The 751-nt window shown below is 55.7% G+C and carries 1 pseudogene; it reads right to left on the reverse strand.

Annotated elements, in window-relative coordinates:
* Nucleotides 1-696, reverse strand: a pseudogene (locus tag Q5Y71_RS17740) (IS3 family transposase); the annotation flags it as partial.
* Nucleotides 697-751: the final 55 nt, after the last annotated feature.

The raw sequence follows: 751 nt of genomic DNA on the forward strand, positions 1-751 counted from the left end.
TGTACGTTATGTCACCGGCCCAGGCGGTATTCGGTTTCTGGACGTCGAATTTCCGGTCCAGCAGGTTCGGAATGTCGACATGAGGCTGCTCCGCCTTTTTGTACGCATGGGAAGGAACCTGAGTGCTTTCCAGACCCAATAACTTCATCCGGCGGCCTGCGCGGTACCGGCTGAGCGGGGTTCCGCCATGCGTTACTATCTGCGCAATGGAACGGGCCCCCGCTGAGCCGTTACTGGCTTTATGTGCGGCCTTCACCAGCGCCTGTAGCTGCAGCTCTTCTGGCTTCAGATCTGTTGGCCTATCACGCCAAGCCCGGTAGCTGCTGCGGTGAACGTCAAACACCTCGCAGAGGCGTTGGACAGGGTAGCTCTCCTGCAATCGCTCGATTATCGAAAATTGTTCAGCGAGTCCGACATCAAGAGAGCCGTAGCCTTTTTTAGGATTTCTTTCTCCTCTTCGACACGTCTGAGCTTGCGCTCCAGCTCCTGTATACGTTGCTGCTCCGGCGTCAGGGCACTTCCTGCAGGCGTTTTACCGCCTCGCTCTGAGCGGAGTCTCCGCACCCACGACTCCATGGTAGATTTGCTGACTCCCATGGCTTCGCACGCGGCCTTTACCGTGTACCCCTGATCAACAACGAGCTGCGCCGCCTCCAGCTTGAACTCTGGGCTAAATCTTCTTTTTGTGCTGGTCATTTATTCACCTGATCTTCGTTGAGAGTGATAATATCACTCAAAGTCAGGTGGCCAA

Origin of the sequence: Microbulbifer sp. 2205BS26-8, from assembly GCF_030731025.1 — a bacterium.
In the GTDB taxonomy this organism is placed as follows: Bacteria; Pseudomonadota; Gammaproteobacteria; order Pseudomonadales; family Cellvibrionaceae; genus Microbulbifer; species Microbulbifer spongiae.